Raw genomic sequence first — 16,832 nt, forward strand, 5'->3', positions numbered from 1 at the left:
TTCTCAGTTGGTTTAGCTTATGAGCTATTATTTTTTCTCTTCTTCGCTTACTTCTTCGTAATCGACATCAGATACTCCGTCACCAGCATCAGCAGAACCTGCGCTTGCATTTGGATCAGAACCAGGAGCGGCTGCTCCATCTGCTCCGGCAGCATTGTACATCTCTGTAGAAGCAGCTTCCCAAGCTTTGTTCAATCCTTCCATAGCTAAATCAATTCCTTCTATGTTTTGGGATTGATGAGCAACTTTAAGAGTTTCTAGAGCTGCAGCGATAGCAGTTTTGTTTCCTTCAGAAAGTTTGTCTCCGTATTCTTTCAACTGCTTCTCAGTTTGGAAAACTAAGCTGTCAGCCTGATTTAATTTGTCGATTTTTTCTTTTTCGATTTTATCAGATGCTGCATTAGCTTCCGCTTCAGATTTCATTCTGTCGATCTCTTCTTGAGAAAGTCCTGAAGAAGCTTCGATCTTAATCTTCTGCTCTTTTCCAGTTCCTTTATCTTTTGCAGATACATTTAGAATACCGTTAGCATCGATATCAAAAGTCACTTCGATCTGAGGAACGCCTCTTTGTGCTGGTGGAATGTCAGAAAGTTGGAATCTACCAATACTTCTGTTATCCTTTGCCATTGCGCGCTCACCTTGCAACACATGGATATCCACTGCTGGTTGATTGTCAGAAGCTGTAGAGAAAGTCTCAGACTTCTTAGTAGGAATAGTCGTGTTTGATTCGATCAATTTGGTCAAAACTCCGCCCATTGTTTCGATGCCTAGAGAAAGTGGAGTTACGTCTAAAAGAAGAACGTCTTTCACTTCACCTGTCAATACACCACCTTGAATCGCAGCACCAATTGCTACTACCTCATCAGGGTTAACACCTTTTGAAGGCTTCTTGCCGAAGAACTTCTCAACTTCTTCCTGTATTTTAGGTATTCTAGTAGAACCACCAACCAAAATTACTTCGTCAATGTCAGATGGCGTCATGCCTGCATCTGCCAACGCTTTCTTACAAGGCTCCATAGATCTTCTTACTAGATCTTCAGTAAGTTGTTCAAATTTCGAACGGCTCAAGGTTCTTACCAAGTGCTTAGGGCCTGTCTGAGTTGCAGTGATGTATGGCAAGTTAATTTCAGTAGAAGCAGAACTAGAAAGCTCAATTTTTGCTTTTTCTGAAGCTTCTTTCAATCTCTGAAGTGCCATTGGATCTTGTCTAAGATCAATTTGCTCCTCAGATTTAAACTCTTCAGCTAGCCAGTTCATAACTACCTGATCAAAGTCATCACCACCTAAGTGGACATCACCATTGGTAGATTTTACTTCGAAAATACCATCACCAAGCTCCAAGATTGAAATATCAAATGTACCACCACCAAGGTCATACACAGCGATCTTCATATCCATGTGCTTTTTGTCCATTCCGTATGCCAAAGCTGCAGCAGTTGGCTCGTTAATGATACGCTTCACTTCTAAGCCAGCAATCTGTCCAGCTTCTTTTGTCGCCTGACGCTCCGAATCATTGAAGTACGCAGGAACAGTAATAACAGCTTCAGTTACTGTTTGTCCCAAGAAATCCTCAGCTGTAGCCTTCATTTTCTGAAGGATCATAGCAGAAAGTTCTTGAGGAGTGTAAGTACGATCTCCGATTCTTACAACGACAGTATCGTTTGTTCCTTTTTCTACTTTATAAGGGGCATGTTTTTTCTCTTCTGTGATTTCAGAGAATTTCTTTCCCATAAATCTTTTAACAGAAGAAATAGTGTTCGTTGGATTGGTAATTGCCTGACGCTTAGCAGGATCTCCTACTTTACGCTCGCCGTTCCCGTTGTCAAGGAAAGCTACAATTGAAGGAGTGGTTCTTCTACCTTCACTGTTTTGAATGACTACAGGCTCATTACCTTCCATTACTGCTACGCAGGAGTTGGTTGTTCCTAAGTCAATGCCTATGATTTTTCCCATGATTATATGTTTTTAAGTTTTTTTCAAATTGATTCTACTCCCTTTCTTCAAGGCATGTGCCATCTCACAATTCGCAACATTTTGTGTCACATTGGCAGAAAACTTGACATAGTTTTGACGAAAAAGCTACTGAATTGTCATTTTTCTATTGAACCAGTATTTCTAACTGACATATTTTTCCAGTAAGTGACAAAGCTATTGCAACCAACTGACTGCCAATTGCATCTATTAGGTATAATGGAATCATTTTTTAGGAAAAACATGAACGAACGAAGCCGATGGTGCTTAGTGGTTATATTAGCACTGGGAGTTCTTGCCGGCACAAGAGAATTAGAAACATTAGAGAAAATGTGGGCTTATTTGAAAATATCAATTCCCATCGTCATAAAATTTGTCGGATGAATTAAGCATTTCCTTTTATAGAATCTTATTTTTAGGACATGTCAGAACCGCTAATTATTCAAGACTTATATACATACCCCATTAAATCTCTAGCAGGAATTCGGCTTTCTAAAGCAAAAGTGGAGGAAAGAGGATTTGAATTCGATCGTCGTTGGATGCTTATAGATGATGAGGGACAGTTTATTTCTCAGCGGGCTTTTCCACTTATGGCTTTATTGCGTGTTGAAATTGTGGGTGATTTGCTTTCTGTTTACCACCTTTCCAGGCCTGAAAAGATGATCCACATTCCAATTAATATGGAGGGAGAAGTAATATCATCAGTGACGGTTTGGGACGATGAGATGCCTGCCCGATTAGTTAATACTGACTTTGATTTGTGGTTTAGCGATATTTTAGAAATGAGTGTGCGCTTAGTGAAAATGCCCCTTACAACTCAAAGAAAAGTAGATCCAAAATACGCGGTGAATGATGAATCGGTAAGTTTTGCAGATGGAATGCCTTACTTACTAATTGGTCAAAACTCCCTTGCAGATCTGAATGTTCGATTAGATGAAACGGTATTCATGAATCGCTTTCGACCAAATATTGTCTTTTCGGGCGGGGAGCCATTTGCAGAAGATTCTTGGAAAAAAATACAGATTGGTCAATTAGATTTTCAAGTTGTTAAACCCTGTGCTCGATGTGTGATGATAACGGTGGATCAGGATACTGGTATCAAAGGAACTGAACCGTTGAAAACGTTGGCTACTTACAGGAAAGTGGGCCACAAAATTCTTTTTGGACAAAATATGGTAGCCTTGTCGAATGGGGTTCTTAATGTTGGCGATGAAATTAAGATGGTGTAAAAAAAGAAATCCTGCTTCTGGAGAAGCAGGAAATAGTATTACACTCTTTTGGAGTTTTATCACTAGGAATAAATGCTTTTTTACACGGTCCTATTGAACTGGGAATGATTATCTAGGGCTTTCACTCCTATTAAGCAATTTTCAGATTCGTTCTCTGTATAAATTTCTGCCTTTACTCTGTGGTTAAAAGCGCCTATTTAAAATCTTTAACGGTCTGGATAAACACTTTTACCAACTCTGGATTGATGTCTGGATATACGCCATGCCCTAGATTGGCAATATGTCTCGTTCCACGGAATTGCTCCATCATGGCTTTAGTGGCCTCACGTACTTGCTCTTCATTACCATAAAGAGCAGCTGGATCTAGATTTCCCTGTAATGTTTTTTCAGAACCTATTAAGTTTCTTGATTCAGCGATTCCCATATTCCAATCCAAACCTATCGTTTCGCAATTCAATTTGCCCATTTCTTCTCTGGCGAAAAATGCCCCTTTAGCAAAAACAGTTTTTGGAACTGAAGTAATTGCATCACATATCTGAGCGATGTAGGGCATAGAAAATTCGGCATATTGCTTAGGCCCCAAAATACCCGCCCAACTGTCGAATAGCTGCACTAATTGTGCACCTGCTTCGATTTGAGCATGTAGGTAATTGATCGTGCTATCCGTGATCATCTGCAGCAATTTATGTGAGAAGGCTGGCTGTGTGTAAAGCATTTTTCTGGCTTCTGAAAATGTTTTGCTGCCATGACCTTCTACCATATAGGAGAAAATAGTCCAAGGTGCACCGGCAAAGCCGATCAGTGGAACTCGACCATTTAAGGCTTTTCTAGTAATCTGAATAGCATCCGTTACATAGCGAAGTTCCGAACCATCTGAGATATGCAACTTCTTCAAATCAGCTTCTGACCGTACGGTAGTTGGGAATAAGGGACCTCTTTTCTCAACCATCTCATAAGGCAAACCCATAGCTTCTGGAATTACTAAAATATCTGAAAATATAATAGCTGCATCCACTCCTAACAAATCCACAGGCTGAATAGTCACTTCAGCAGCAAGTTCTGGAGTCTGCGCTAGCTCAATAAAGCCACTTACGCTTTCCCGAACTTTCCTATATTCTGGTAAAATTCTGCCTGCTTGGCGCATCAGCCAGACTGGTGTTCTTTCTGTGATTTCGCCTTTGGCAGCGCGAAGTAATAGGTCATTTTTCAAATGCATGGTACAAAGATAAGCGCCAAATTATTTATGGCAGGTAAAGTGACTACATAAAAAAGCTGGATCTATGTCTGACATAGATCCAGCTATTGGTTTAATAGATGATTTAACGTGCTTTTTATTTCTTAGATTCTATTCTTTCGAAGTCGTCTTCAGAGATGTTCAATAGCTTCATTGTTCCTTCATAGTCTGTATAATCTACGCGAGCTCCAATAAGATCTGATGGGACTACCACTACTCTGAATAGTACGCCCGTAGTATAATAACTGTCCAAGGTTGAGAATTCTATCGGGGAGTTGTCCAAAAAGATACTGAAGTCATCTACAGTATAATCGAAGTTATAAACAAGAATGCCACCATCTATATAGAAAGTCTGAGGCAAAAGCCTCCAAGCTACTCTGCCTTCTGTAGCAGGCGATTGCTCTAGCATATAGACTAGCAAAGCATCTCCATCTACTAGTGGCTCAGTGAAGTCAAAGTTGCCTGCGTAGTTGTTTGTGCTAGTGAAGTCAATTTCCACTTCAAATGTTTGACCTACTATATTTACTCCTGGCGTACCTTGATCGCCTTGAGCACCCGGTACACCTTGAGGACCTTCTGGACCTTCACATGCTTGGAATACAAATAGCCCAAAGAGAGCTAAAATAAGAGAGTTGATATTTTTCATAGAAGTAGTTTTTATGGTTGGTTAGGTTTCTTTCACGAATAATGCCATTAAATGGTTGGTGAGAAATCCTTAACGATTTTTCACTTGATAGGTGCAATCACTTGAACTTCGTTTTTCGAAATTATTTTATCGATATAAATTCCACTCAATTCCAGCTTATTTGCTTCCGCAAATTCAGCTAGTTTTTCCTTTACCATTTCTGGACTAGGCATCACCCAAGTGCTACTTTTAATTTGTGCAAGCAGGTAGCCTCTGTTTTCAAAAACCCGAAATTCCATATCTGAGATAGGATGCATTTGATTAATTCCTACAAAAACGAGCATGGTGTCAAGTTTTCCTGCTGGCTCCACTTCATAGATGGTATGGAGTTGACTTCCTGGGTGGAGTGCTTTTTGAGTCTCCATCTTTTCAAAAATCTTTCCTAATTCAACGTTACCTGGAGTTCCTCGGTAGGTTAATCCCGCAAGATTGTCAGGCTTATTTTCTACCAACTGTATTTCTACAGGGATATTTCCTCCTAGTTTACTAAATGCCCAGAATCCTAAAATCGTAAAGCCGGAAATTAGCGCGACAATAAGTATGGCAATCCTTTTCATGCTTAGAAAATATAGCGAACCCCAATACCACCTTGTCCTTTTATATGTCCAATGCGGTCAATTAGCTCTAGGAAGAGGCCAACTTCTCCGAAAACTGAAATAGGCACATCATCAAAGTAGTATTCCGTTCCAATGAATGTCTCTGGACCAAAATCAAAATTGGTCCGGCTGTCATTTTTCATAAGAGAGGAAGTCTGTCCATCAGCATAGGTATAGGTGACTTTGGTAGATCTAAGTTGGATTCCAATGCCACCATAGGCTAGAAGGTATCCATCTGTAATTCCAAAAACATCTGTGATGTCTTCATGATAAGCTGAACGCACATTAAAGGAAATTCCTTTTTGTGCGCTATGCGAGATATAGAAAGAGTTGGATTCAGGTGGATTGCTTTCGAAATCTTTCTGATAATAACTAGCTCCATTGATCCCCGCCACTCCGATCATTCCTTCGATGGATATAGATTCGGACAGAAAATCTTTATAAGTAATAGAAAGAGGTTCGCCAAGACGAATTCCGACTCCACGTTCTTGTGCAAAACTGATAAATGGTAATACTACCAAGAGGATGATTAAGCTGTATTTCACGATAATTATAGGTTTTATACTAGTTTTTAAAAATCAGGCTAGATAGCCATTGTCTTAAGTTGCATCTGATGCAGTTGGGTGTAATGACCGCCTAATTCCAATAAGGAATCATGGGTGCCAGTCTCTACAATTTCGCCTTTATTAAGGACAATAATTTTATCTGCTTTTTGGATGGTCGAAAGTCTGTGAGCTATAACAATAGACGTTCTTCCCGTCATCATTGTTTCTATAGATTCTTGGATCAATTCCTCTGTTTCGGTGTCCACCGATGAAGTTGCTTCATCCAGAATGATGATTTCAGGATTGTAAACCATCGCTCTCACAAAAGAAATTAATTGACGCTGGCCTACAGAAAGGGTAGCGCCGCGCTCCATTACATTGTAATCGAGCCCGCCTGGCAGCCTTTCAATGAATTTTTTTGCGCCAGCAAGCTCCGCAGCATACATTACTTGCTCACGCGAAATGTCTGGATTACCGAGCGTGATGTTGTAGAAAATTGTATTGGAGAAAAGAAATACATCTTGAAGTACTACTCCAATGTGCTTACGCAAGGTATTAAGTTCAAATTCCCGAATGTCATGGCCATCAATGGAAATATGACCTGTATTGATTTCATAAAATCTAGAAATCAAGTTGATGATGGAAGATTTACCTGCTCCGGTGGCGCCGACAAGTGCAACAGTTTGGCCTGATTCCACTTCGAAACTGATATTTTTTAGCACGTAGTTTTCATCTACATAGGCAAACCAAACCTGTTCTACTTTGATATTACCTCTGACTTTGGCAGGCTTGTAATCTCCTTCGTTTGCGATGTGCTCATCACTTTCCAATAGTTTGAAAATGCGGGATGAACTTACTACGCCCATTTGAAGAGTATTGAATCTGTCAGCGATCATGCGAATAGGACGGAAGAATAGCTGTAAATACATGATAAATGAAATTAGAACACCGATCTCTATCTCCATTCCCAACACACCAACTGCACCGTACCATACCACCAGTCCAATTCCAATAGCTTGGATAATCTCTGCTACTGGAAAATAAATAGAATAGTAAAGAACAGATCTAATATGTGCTCTTCTATGTTCCTTATTTATTGTTTTGAACTTCTCGAACTCCCGATCTTCGCGATTGAAAATCTGTACGATATTCATACCTGTGATATGTTCTTGCAGAAAGGAATTTAGGTTAGAAACAGCATTTCTGACATCATTAAAAGTCACTTTGATTTTTTCCTTAAAGACATAAGTAGAAATAATCATCAGCGGTAGTGTACATAAACTCACCAGCGTAAGCTTCCAGTCGATGTAAAACATAACACCAAGGATGGTTACCAGCTGTAATAGATCTCCAATAATTGCAGCCAAACCTTCGGAAAATACATCTGCAAGCGTTTCAACATCTGATATATTACGTGTTACTAATCTGCCTATAGGCGTGTTGTCAAAGAATTTTAGCCGAAGTTTTAAAAGATGCTTATACAGTCTCACGCGGATATCGCGGATAATTACCTGACCTATCCAGCCAGAATAATACGTGTGTGCCCACTGGACAAATGCCTGCACAATCATCAATCCTATGAGGAGGTAGATGATTTTCAAAAGCCCTGCCGCATCTCCCACAGCGATGTAATCATCTATGGCGACCTGAATGAAATATGGTCGCGTAGGTGCCAAAATGGCCAAAGCGATGGTAAGAAAGATCAGAAAATAGAACTGAGGTTTGTAAGGTTTTACAAAACCATAGAGCTGCTTGAGTACTTTCGAATCGACGATTTCGCCGGAGGATGATTTTTCTTGTTCTAAACTCAAGGTAAACTAGTCTAAATAAATGTCTTCTGAATATTCAATTCGGCTGAAAAACAAGCCACTGGCTGGAGCTGATTTTCCCGCTTTTATTCTATCACGTGATTCTATGATATGATGCATTTCCTCTGGCTCTATTTTGCCAAGGCCAATAGATACGAGCGTTCCGACGATTGCCCTTACCATTCCACGCAAAAAACGGTTAGCAGTTATATGAAATTGCAATTCCCCGTCTTTTTGTTCCCAATGAGCCGATTTTATTTCACAGCGAAAATGCTTAACGGCGGTATTCACTTTGCTGAAACACTCAAAATCATTGTATTCTAAAAGGATTTTAGCTCCCGCATTCATTCTATTTATATCTGGATTGAAGTAATGTCTCCAAACGTAATCTTCTATAAAAGGGCTTTTTTGTAAAATCAAACGATAAACATATGCTCTGCTTTTGGCGCTGAACCTAGCATGTGCATCTGCTTTGACTTCTCGGATAGAGTTGATTGCTATGTCTTTCGGTAAAATTCCATTTATTGCCCGTATAAACTTAGCTCTGTCTATTTCTTGATTCGTTTCGAAGTGGCAGATCTGCATTATAGCATGCACTCCCGTATCTGTACGCCCACTGCCCATCACAGAGATTGATTCTCTGAAGTAAGTAGAAAGTCCATTTTCCAAGGCTTCCTGAACTGTAAATGCATTTTTCTGGATTTGGAAGCCATGATAGCGGGTGCCTTTATAGCTAATGTCCAAGAAATATCTTTTGCTTTCACTCATACGGCTGCAAAGATACTATTCCCAATCAAATCATGGCGCAAAACCTGCTTTCCTTGGTAATGATCTCATAAGGCCTTTTATTTGCCAAAAAATTAGAAAGAAATGATCCAGCGCGTACAATCAATTTTCCTATTCCTAGTGGCTGTGTCCATGGGTTTGACTTTAGGCTTAGACCTTTGGATTCAAGATGTGCCAGATACAAGTGAAATCTGGAAATTCAATGCTTTATTTATGAATCAGCTAGATGCTTCAGGTGAAGTCATTCAGTCTTCTTCTAATTGGTATATCGCTGCCATGGCTGCATTTGCAGGTCTTTTAGCGATTATTTCGATTTTCCAATACAGAAACTTAAGCCGCCAGATGATGTTAAATATGCTCAATTCCCTGATAATGGTTGGCTTGGTAGCCATTGTATTTTTGACTACAAATGGAGTAAACAATGATATGGCAGCTCCTGATAATGGCGAATATCAGATTGGTTTTTGGGCTGTTCTGATAGGTATGGTTTGTAATATGCTTGCCAATCGTTTCATCCGAAAAGATGTGGCCTTGCTAAAATCTGTGGATAGAATACGATAAAATAGACGTTAGATAAAAGAATCAAGATATAAGATTTACGTCATTGGGAGCGATCTCCCAATCATTTAAAAAACGAGTAAAGCCAGCAACTCGCTGGCTTTACTCGTTTTTATCAGGTGTGGTTTTTTATGGACCACCTCTAGAGGCATAATCCATGCGTAATTTTTTCTGCCTGAAACTCATGCCCACAGTAGGATAGAAAGTTTTGAAGTACAGAGAGGCGGCTACTCCCAGCTGAATTCTGTAGTAGTAAACTAGTTACAGTTAATATTTAAGATGGATTGTTGACATTTTTTTCCAGACTTCTGGGCATTTTACAAATTCTTTTAGGGCTCAACGGAAATAATGGTAATTTCAAGCACTGCCTTTTGCAAGTATTAATAATTAACATTATGAAACTCGAAACACTCGCCATTCACGGAGGAAATATTGTCACTGATTCTGAGAAGCCAGTCATCCAGCCGATCACACTCAGCACAACTTTTATTCATCAACCTGAGTCGATGATTTATGCTAGGGCAAATAATCCTAATCGGCATTCGCTTGAGAAATTGCTTGCTGCTTTGGAGAAAGGTGGAGATGCTGCAGCTTTTTCCTCTGGCAATGCTGCCGGAGTTGCGGTATTTCAGGCCTTGGAGCCAGGTTCGCATATTATTGCTCCAGATGATATGTACCACGGGTTGAAAAATGCAATTCTTTCCATCTTCAAAGGAGTGTTAGAAGCCACTTTTGTAGATATGACGGATTTGGATAAGCTGGAAAATGCCTTCAGGCCAAATACTAAGTTGGTTTGGCTGGAAACTCCATCGAATCCACTCTTAAAGATTACAGATATTGCATCAGTTGCAAAATTGGCTAAAGAGAAAGGCGTGATGCTCGCCTGTGATAATACATTTGCTACACCAGTTTTTCAGAATCCTATTGATTTGGGTGCTGATATCGTCATGCATTCCAGTACCAAGTATTTTGGAGGACATTCGGATATTTTGGGAGGAGCTTTGATAACCAAAGAGGCAGATGAATTCTGGGAGAAAGTGAAAAATGTGCAAATCGGGGGAGGTGCAGTTCCGTCTCCTATGGATTGCTATTACCTGTGCAGAAGCATAAAGACCTTGCCTTATCGTGTGAAAGGCCATGCAGAGCATGCCATGGTTTTGGCTAATTTTCTTTCTCATCACGATGCAGTAGAAAGGGTTTACTACCCAGGTTTGAAAAGTCATGAAGGACATATGGTCGCCGCAAATCAGATGACTGGGTTTGGAGGAGTACTTTCTTTTCTTGTGAAAGGTGGAGCGGATGCCGCTGATCGAGTGATTTCTAAACTCAAGTACTTTACCAATGCGACTAGCCTTGGAGGAGTAGAAAGTTTGATCGAGCGCAGAGCAGCTTCCGAAGGCCCAGACACCTTGACCCCTCAGAATTTGATTAGGGTTTCAGTTGGATTAGAGCATTTATACGATCTTCTTGAAGATATGGAAGATGCGCTGAAATAATTAATTTTACAGCAGTGGACGCGGAGTGCCTCGCAGATAGCGCAATAAAAAGTACAGTTGTGATATAAGAGAATAGCCTTAAACAACAAAACCCAGCCATTCGGCTGGGTTTTGTTGTTTATTCTCAAGTATTAAATGCTTTGAGGAGGCAAAATTGAGAGATCTTATTGATACCAATTTCTTAATCTTACATCTACATTTGGAGCAGATGCATTTACCAAATTTTTAAATTTCTCTACATCACATAAGCCTTCTGTGCCTCTGTAATGGTAAGGATAAACTACTGCAGGTTTAAACTCCGAAACGGCACTTGCAGCTTGGTCCACATCCATTGTATAAGGCAGATTCATACAGACGAAAGCAACATCAATTCTCTTCAGCGAACGCATTTCTTTAATATCCTCAGTGTCTCCTGAGAGGTAAAGACGTTTGCCACCGAGGTTAACTATGTATCCGTTTCCTCGACCTTTTGGATGTCTGGATTCAGAGTTTTCAGGAAGATTATACATTGGTATAGCATCGATTTTGACACCATTAATAGTTTTGGACTGGTCGTTACTAAGTATCTCTATAGACTTTCCAGTGCCGACAGGCAACTTGTCTGCAACTTCTTGTGGCACCGCAAAAGTAGCCCCTGACAGATCCAGTCCATCCAAAGTTTCCTGATTGAGGTGATCTCCATGAATGTCTGTAATCAAAACTAGTGTAGGTTTTTTCTGTCCTGCAAAACCTGCTGCTCCGCCATAAGGATCCACGTAAATCACTTGGCCGTTATGCTCAAATACGAGAGTGCCGTGAGTGATTGGATTGATGGTGATCTCTCCGTTTTTGGCAGGTATTTTATCCTGTGCAAAAGAGCTAAAAGAGATGAGAATAAGGAGTAAAGAAAGATATTTCATGATGATGAAAATTTAGTTTTTTAATTTTATTAAACTAGGCAGTTAGAAAATTGTTTGGAGAGGATTCTTAACCGAAACACCCAATTCCTTTTGCCATCAAGCTTTCATTCAAGATTTTATTTTTCTACTATAAGTCCCTTTAGGGACAAATTATGGGTAGAATGTGTATTAATATAAAATTTCAAGCTGTGCCTTTAGGTATAGCTCTATTCTTCAATTGGTTTGAAAATGTAGCGTTTATCGTATTCAATTTGGTGGATTTTCAATAATCCTTCGTATTCATCAAGAAAGCACTGCTTCTTGTGATGTGCTTCCTGATTTTGGATGTAATTCATTACCCTTGGAACTTGATCTTTGCTGTAAGAAAAAGCGCCATAACCTCCTTGCCAAGTAAACTTTCCTTTTACGAAGCCTTTTTTATTTATCCATTTGGATGAATCTTGCTTAACCTCCTTCATAAGATCAGAAAGTGATTGCGTTGGTCGAAAACCTATTAATAAGTGGACGTGATCGGGCATTCCATTTATCTGCAGAAGCTTGTGATCATAACTTGAGACAATAGTTGAGATGTATTTATACAATTCATCTTTCCATGTTGGCTGAATTAATGAGATTCTATTTTGAACTGCAAAGACAGCCTGAATATGGATTTGTGTGTAAGTATTTGCCATGATTGAAAAATTAGGGCTGTACCTAAAGGCACGGCAGGGTTCACTATTCATTAAAATGCTACCCATAATAAGTCCCTAACGGGACAGGTTTGGGATAATTTCGAGAGTTACTATATATGAACTCTGCTTGAAATGTTGATTACACGATATTTATAGCGGTCACGATTAATTCACTTGCCTTGTCAGGTAGTCTATTGTTGTTAATCAAGATTTTGTTTTCTACAATAGGCCTTTTTGGGAGATATTATAGGTAGAAAATTAACCTGACGAAATTTCCAGCTTTGACTTTCAGCCATAATTTCAAACTTTTAATTCCTTCATTTTAAATTCTTTTCACCCCGCCCAGCCTTCTCTATCCAAACTTCTATACTGGATCGCTTCGGCCAAATGCTCCACTTTGATGTCCTCGCTTCCTGAGATATCTGCAATGGTTCGAGCTACTTTCAGAATTCTGTCGTAAGCTCTAGCGGACAATCCTAATCTCTCCATCGCAGTTTTTAGCAGCATCTTCCCGGCTTCGTTAATCTGGCAGATTTGCTTGGTCAAATGTGAAGGCATCATGGCATTGCAGAATACCTCTGGATTGTCTTTGAAACGCTTTTTCTGGCGCTCTCTACCCAAGATTACTCGTTCCCGAATTTCTTTACTTGTTTCATTTCTTCTGGTGGAGGTCATCTCGTCAAACTTCACCGGAGTGACTTCGACATGTAAATCAATTCGATCCAGAAGCGGTCCAGAAACTTTGTTCAGATAGCGCTGTACTATTCCTGGTCCACAGACACATTCCTTCTCAGGGTGATTGTAATAACCACAGGGACAAGGATTCATGCTTGCAATCAGCATAAAATTGGCAGGGAAATCCACCGAAATTTTTGCTCTGGAAATCGTCACTCTACGCTCTTCCAGCGGCTGACGCATCACTTCAAGTACGCTTCGCTTGAACTCTGGTAACTCGTCTAGAAACAGAACTCCATTATGTGCAAGGGATATTTCTCCGGGCTGAGGATTTCCGCCACCTCCAACTAAAGCCACATCACTAATCGTATGATGCGGCGAGCGAAATGGACGATTGGCTAGGAGAGATCCATTCTTTCCCAGTTTACCCGCTACCGAGTGAATCTTGGTAGTTTCCAGTGCTTCTATCAATGTCAGAGGAGGAAGGATCGAAGGAAGGCGTTTTGCAAGCATGGTTTTCCCTGCGCCGGGAGGGCCAATCATGATCACGTTATGTCCGCCCGCTGCGGCGATTTCCATAGCCCGCTTGATGTTTTCCTGCCCTTGCACATCTGCAAAGTCAAACTCAATATCATCTAGCGAATGATAAAAAATCTCACGAGTATCAGTCACCAGTGGCACTATATCCAATTCTCCTAACAAAAAGTCAGTGGCTTGCTGCATGGTTTCCACAGCGATAATATCCAAATTATTGACAATCGATGCCTCCTTGGCGTTTTCTATGGGAAGAATAAATCCTTTGAATCCTTTTTTCCGAGCTTCTATAGCTATCGGCAAAACGCCTTTAATTGGTCTGAGATTGCCATCTAATGAAAGCTCACCCATAATCACATAGTCTCCTAAAGTTGGGAATTCTACTTGTTCGGAAGCCTGCAGAATGCCCATCGCAATTGGTAAATCATAAGCAGAACCTTCCTTTCGGATGTCTGCGGGAGCCAAATTAATTACTACTTTTTGCCGGGGCATTCTATAGCCGTAGTATTTCAAGGCACTTTCCACCCGTTGCTGGGATTCTTTCACGGCAGAGTCGGGGAGACCTACCATAAAAAAGTTGGTTCCTTGCCCAACATTAACTTCTATGGTGATGATATTGGCATCAACGCCAGATACTGCGCTTCCAAAAGTTTTTGCTACCATATTTTCAAAAAAAGGAGACCTGATTGGTCTCCTCAATATACTAGTTTGACAAATTTAAAATCTTACTTATCTGTAATATTTTGTCTTGGAGGAAGATTACTTGGATCAGTATCTGATGGTAAGGTAGGTCTTGTAGGCTGGGTGGTAGGGATTCTTGGATGCTCGAAATCGTAGATTTTAGCTTTCAAAGAATTTGCATCTATTTCCATTTTCTTAATTGTAGAAGCTAGGCTGGCATATGCGGCATAACTACTTCCCCAAGCTGCAAGAAAAAGAATCAGACCAATCAAGATGATTGTTACCATGGAATCAGAGGTGATCTCATCCATTCCAAAAACACCACCAAGGGTATCAAAGGCAATGAAGAAAATGAGAAAAGCACCAAAATAGACCAAAAGAGCTATTTGAAGGATTTGGTGAAGTTTTTTCATATGATTATATTTTGATTTTTAGTGTTCACAACTTGACCAGATGTTTCGATATGATATCTCACAAAATAGATTACTATCCAAGTTTGTGTCATCTTAGACATGCCTGTCTGCCTCAGGCTGGCTCGATTTCACGAGTATTAATATTAAATTTAACGAATATACTAAACTGACTGAATAGTAGAAAGTTTCTGATACAAGCCATCAACTTGATTCAATTCTGAGTGAGTTCCTCTTTGCACGATTTCTCCTCGCTCTATCACCAATATCTCATCTGCATGTTGGATTGTGCTAAGTCGATGAGCGATCACTAAAGTGGTTCGATTGCTCATCAATTTAGTCAAAGCTTCCTGCACCAAATGCTCGGATTCAGAATCAAGAGCTGATGTAGCTTCATCAAGAATCAAAATTGGAGGGTTTTTCAAAACGGCTCTTGCAATACTTATTCTTTGTCTTTGTCCCCCAGAAAGCTTAGAACCCCGCTCTCCAATACTGGTTTGGTAACCATCTTCCATGTTTTGAATGAATTCATGGGCATTTGCAATTTTCGCTGCTTCGAGTACCTGCTCTTTGGTCGCGCCTTCCACTCCAAATGCGATATTATTGAAAACAGTGTCATTAAATAAAATGGACTCTTGCGTCACTATGCCCATTAGGCCTCGCAGATCTTTCAAATCAAATCTTTTAAGATTTTTACCGTCAAGTAAAATCTCACCTGCTGAAGGATCGTAAAAACGAGGAACCAAATCAGCTAAGGTGGATTTCCCACCACCTGAAGGTCCTACAAGCGCGATAGTTTTCCCTTTGGATAGGGTAAAATTGATATTCTTCAAAACATTTGCATCCTGATAAGCAAAGCTTACATTTTTAAATTCGACTGATTTCTCAAAAGAACTCAATGCAATTGGACTCACAGGCGAACTAATCTGCGTTGGCGTGTCAACTACTGAGAATATTCGCTCCGCTGAAGCAATTCCGCGCTGAATGCTGCTCATTGCGCGGGATATTTCCTTTGCAGGATTTAAGACTTGGGTGAAAATGATGATGTAAGTAATGAAGTCGGAGGCTCCCAGATCTGAGTTACCGCTGAGTACTAGGCCTCCTCCATAAACAAGAATTCCTGCTACTACGAACACACCGAGAAACTGGGAAATCGGCGAGGCTAGCTCATTCTTTCGAGCCATATTTACATTTACTCCGGCATAGTAATCAGTTTCTTGGTCAAATTTCCCCCACATAAAACGCTCCGCATTGAAGGCTTTTATTACTCGCATTCCTCCCAAAGTCTCGTCTAAAATATTAACGATTCTTCCCAGAGATTCCTGACTTTCCACCGCTTTTTTCTTCAATCTTTTTGTAATTCCTCCAATGATTGCGCCTGTGATAGGTATGATCAAAATGGTAAAAATCGTAAGCTTAGGAGACATAAAAAAGAGCACCGAGAAATACAAAATAATGGTCACTGGTTCTCGAAAGACAACTCGAAGGGATTGCACGATCGTATTTTCCACCTCCTGCACATCATTCGTCATTTTTGACATGAGATCGCCTTTTCGTTCAGTGGAGAAGTATCCTATGTGAAGCTTGCTGACCTGACCAAAAATATCCATTCGCATACGCTTGATCACAGTAGCTCGCACCTTTGCCAAAACTACACCTGATAGATAAGTGAATAAATTTGCGAGGAAAACAGAAACTACGATGATGGCACACACATAGTAAAGCGTCCCCATTTTACCGTATTCCTCCGCAATTTGGAGGAAGTTGTAATTGAATACGTGGGAAAAGTATGCTAGCGAAAAGCTGAATTCAGGCTTCGTGGCATATTGAGTTAGCGTTGCTGGATCTACTTGTTCGAAGATCACATCGAAAAGTGGTTTCAAAAGCGTGAAATTCAGTAATCCGAAAACTATGGACAGAAACGCATAAATGATATAGGTAGGTACGAACTTCCCATATGGCTTGGCATAGGAAAGAATTCGCAGGTAAGTTTTCATAAACTAATATTCATGGAATAATCTCGCAAGTTAAGCAAAATTGATAGTAGAGGTTCC

Annotated in this window: 15 protein-coding genes; 3 read left to right on the plus strand and 12 right to left on the minus strand. The window is 40.2% G+C overall.

The window, feature by feature from the left end:
• Positions 1-27: 27 nt before the first annotated feature.
• Positions 28-1,953 carry a molecular chaperone DnaK gene (dnaK, locus tag BVH02_RS17905; RefSeq protein ID WP_086502846.1) on the minus strand — a complete coding sequence of 642 codons (1,926 nt, stop codon included), beginning with the start codon at positions 1,951-1,953 and terminating at the stop codon, positions 28-30.
• 440 nt (positions 1,954-2,393) lie between these two features.
• Between dnaK and BVH02_RS17910 the strand changes: the two genes are divergently transcribed.
• A complete protein-coding gene (locus BVH02_RS17910; protein WP_086502847.1) occupies positions 2,394-3,200 on the plus strand; it encodes an MOSC domain-containing protein in 807 nt (268 codons plus the stop codon).
• Between the two features lie 193 nt (positions 3,201-3,393).
• On the opposite strand, the gene hemE is transcribed toward BVH02_RS17910, so the two are convergent.
• From hemE to truA, 6 genes are all read right to left on the minus strand, one after another.
• On the minus strand, positions 3,394-4,416 hold the full coding sequence (gene hemE / locus BVH02_RS17915) for a uroporphyrinogen decarboxylase (protein ID WP_086502848.1): 1,023 nt from the start codon (positions 4,414-4,416) through the stop codon (positions 3,394-3,396).
• Between the two features lie 115 nt (positions 4,417-4,531).
• On the minus strand, positions 4,532-5,080 hold the full coding sequence (locus tag BVH02_RS17920; RefSeq protein ID WP_086502849.1) for a hypothetical protein: 549 nt from the start codon (positions 5,078-5,080) through the stop codon (positions 4,532-4,534).
• Between the two features lie 80 nt (positions 5,081-5,160).
• Positions 5,161-5,676 (minus strand): hypothetical protein, encoded by a 516-nt coding sequence (locus BVH02_RS17925; protein WP_086502850.1) that lies wholly within the window; start codon positions 5,674-5,676, stop codon positions 5,161-5,163.
• Between the two features lie 2 nt (positions 5,677-5,678).
• Positions 5,679-6,260: a hypothetical protein gene (locus tag BVH02_RS17930; protein ID WP_086502851.1), complete on the minus strand. Its 582-nt coding sequence runs from the start codon at positions 6,258-6,260 to the stop codon at positions 5,679-5,681.
• 38 nt (positions 6,261-6,298) lie between these two features.
• Positions 6,299-8,071 carry an ABC transporter ATP-binding protein gene (locus tag BVH02_RS17935; RefSeq protein ID WP_086502852.1) on the minus strand — a complete coding sequence of 591 codons (1,773 nt, stop codon included), beginning with the start codon at positions 8,069-8,071 and terminating at the stop codon, positions 6,299-6,301.
• A gap of 6 nt (positions 8,072-8,077) precedes the next feature.
• Positions 8,078-8,836, minus strand: a complete 759-nt coding sequence (gene truA / locus BVH02_RS17940) for a tRNA pseudouridine(38-40) synthase TruA (RefSeq protein ID WP_086502853.1) — start codon at positions 8,834-8,836, stop codon at positions 8,078-8,080.
• A 102-nt stretch (positions 8,837-8,938) separates the two neighbouring features.
• On the opposite strand from truA, the gene BVH02_RS17945 reads away from it, so the two are divergent.
• Both BVH02_RS17945 and BVH02_RS17950 read left to right on the plus strand, forming a co-directional pair.
• The gene (locus tag BVH02_RS17945; RefSeq protein ID WP_086502854.1) at positions 8,939-9,415 is read left to right on the plus strand and encodes a DUF4293 domain-containing protein; all 477 of its coding nucleotides are present in this window, start codon (positions 8,939-8,941) and stop codon (positions 9,413-9,415) included.
• A 392-nt stretch (positions 9,416-9,807) separates the two neighbouring features.
• Entirely contained in the window at positions 9,808-10,908 is a 1,101-nt protein-coding gene (locus BVH02_RS17950) for a trans-sulfuration enzyme family protein (protein WP_086502855.1), read from the plus strand.
• A 164-nt stretch (positions 10,909-11,072) separates the two neighbouring features.
• On the opposite strand, the gene BVH02_RS17955 is transcribed toward BVH02_RS17950, so the two are convergent.
• From BVH02_RS17955 to BVH02_RS17975, 5 genes are all read right to left on the minus strand, one after another.
• On the minus strand, positions 11,073-11,807 hold the full coding sequence (locus tag BVH02_RS17955; RefSeq protein WP_086502856.1) for an MBL fold metallo-hydrolase: 735 nt from the start codon (positions 11,805-11,807) through the stop codon (positions 11,073-11,075).
• 206 nt (positions 11,808-12,013) lie between these two features.
• On the minus strand, positions 12,014-12,478 hold the full coding sequence (gene tnpA, locus BVH02_RS17960; RefSeq protein ID WP_086502857.1) for an IS200/IS605 family transposase: 465 nt from the start codon (positions 12,476-12,478) through the stop codon (positions 12,014-12,016).
• 333 nt (positions 12,479-12,811) lie between these two features.
• Positions 12,812-14,350, minus strand: coding sequence for a YifB family Mg chelatase-like AAA ATPase (locus BVH02_RS17965; RefSeq protein WP_086502858.1), 1,539 nt, complete (start codon positions 14,348-14,350; stop codon positions 12,812-12,814).
• 62 nt (positions 14,351-14,412) lie between these two features.
• Positions 14,413-14,781: a hypothetical protein gene (locus tag BVH02_RS17970; RefSeq protein ID WP_086502859.1), complete on the minus strand. Its 369-nt coding sequence runs from the start codon at positions 14,779-14,781 to the stop codon at positions 14,413-14,415.
• Positions 14,782-14,942: 161 nt separating this feature from the next.
• Positions 14,943-16,775 (minus strand): ABC transporter ATP-binding protein, encoded by a 1,833-nt coding sequence (locus BVH02_RS17975; protein WP_086502860.1) that lies wholly within the window; start codon positions 16,773-16,775, stop codon positions 14,943-14,945.
• Between the last annotated feature and the right edge of the window lie 57 nt (positions 16,776-16,832).

Origin of the sequence: Algoriphagus ratkowskyi (genome assembly GCF_002150505.1) — a bacterium.
Taxonomy (GTDB): Bacteria; Bacteroidota; Bacteroidia; order Cytophagales; family Cyclobacteriaceae; genus Algoriphagus; species Algoriphagus ratkowskyi.

What these genes read in the sequence shown, in the direction of transcription:
- BVH02_RS17910 (WP_086502847.1), top strand. Translation starts at nt 2,394, where the DNA reads ATGTCAGAACCGCTAATTATTCAAGACTTATATACATACCCCATTAAA.
- BVH02_RS17925 (WP_086502850.1), bottom strand. Translation starts at nt 5,676, where the DNA reads ATGAAAAGGATTGCCATACTTATTGTCGCGCTAATTTCCGGCTTTACG.
- hemE (WP_086502848.1), bottom strand. Translation starts at nt 4,416, where the DNA reads ATGCATTTGAAAAATGACCTATTACTTCGCGCTGCCAAAGGCGAAATC.
- BVH02_RS17975 (WP_086502860.1), bottom strand. Translation starts at nt 16,775, where the DNA reads ATGAAAACTTACCTGCGAATTCTTTCCTATGCCAAGCCATATGGGAAG.
- truA (WP_086502853.1), bottom strand. Translation starts at nt 8,836, where the DNA reads ATGAGTGAAAGCAAAAGATATTTCTTGGACATTAGCTATAAAGGCACC.
- BVH02_RS17945 (WP_086502854.1), top strand. Translation starts at nt 8,939, where the DNA reads ATGATCCAGCGCGTACAATCAATTTTCCTATTCCTAGTGGCTGTGTCC.
- BVH02_RS17950 (WP_086502855.1), top strand. Translation starts at nt 9,808, where the DNA reads ATGAAACTCGAAACACTCGCCATTCACGGAGGAAATATTGTCACTGAT.
- BVH02_RS17920 (WP_086502849.1), bottom strand. Translation starts at nt 5,080, where the DNA reads ATGAAAAATATCAACTCTCTTATTTTAGCTCTCTTTGGGCTATTTGTA.
- BVH02_RS17965 (WP_086502858.1), bottom strand. Translation starts at nt 14,350, where the DNA reads ATGGTAGCAAAAACTTTTGGAAGCGCAGTATCTGGCGTTGATGCCAAT.
- BVH02_RS17955 (WP_086502856.1), bottom strand. Translation starts at nt 11,807, where the DNA reads ATGAAATATCTTTCTTTACTCCTTATTCTCATCTCTTTTAGCTCTTTT.
- BVH02_RS17970 (WP_086502859.1), bottom strand. Translation starts at nt 14,781, where the DNA reads ATGAAAAAACTTCACCAAATCCTTCAAATAGCTCTTTTGGTCTATTTT.
- tnpA (WP_086502857.1), bottom strand. Translation starts at nt 12,478, where the DNA reads ATGGCAAATACTTACACACAAATCCATATTCAGGCTGTCTTTGCAGTT.
- dnaK (WP_086502846.1), bottom strand. Translation starts at nt 1,953, where the DNA reads ATGGGAAAAATCATAGGCATTGACTTAGGAACAACCAACTCCTGCGTA.